Below are 566 nucleotides of genomic sequence, written 5' to 3'. Positions count from 1 at the left end.
CAGCCGCCGCTAAAAAGTAAGAGGCCGACGAAGCATCCCCTTCCACAAGAAAATCACCAGGCGCAACATAGTGCTGACCCGCTGGAATCACAAACTCTTGATAGTCGTTGTTGATCACTTCGACACCGAACTGCTTCATGATATGCAGCGTAATATCAATGTAAGGCTTTGATACCAAATCACCTTCAATCTTAATACGCACTTCGCCTTCGGCAAGTGGTGCAGACATCAAAAAAGCCGTGAGAAACTGACTAGAAATAGAACCATCAATCGACACTGTGCCTGCTTTCAGACCAGTACCGACAATCTTTAGTGGTGGGTAGTTTGTTTTTTCCAGATATTCAATATCTGCTCCCGCCTCTTGCAATGCAGTCACAAGATGACCAATTGGTCGTTCTTTCATACGAGGCTCGCCAGTAAGCACATATTCACCTTGGCTAACACAAAGTGCGGCTGCTAAAGGTCGCATGGCTGTGCCCGCATTACCCAGAAAGAGCTCAACAGGTTCTGATACTGAGAACGGACGACCAAGGCCTTCAACTACACATTCTGTTTTATCTGCAGAT

1 protein-coding gene is annotated in these 566 nt (G+C 46.5%); it reads right to left on the bottom strand.

From position 1 onward, the window contains the following. Positions 1 to 566 (bottom strand): 3-phosphoshikimate 1-carboxyvinyltransferase (locus R7093_RS27115; protein WP_411913262.1); only part of this gene is annotated, 566 nt, incomplete at both ends.

It is taken from the genome of Vibrio sp. 1580 (genome assembly GCF_033340055.1).
This window is presented reverse-complemented; position numbering and strand designations above follow the sequence as displayed.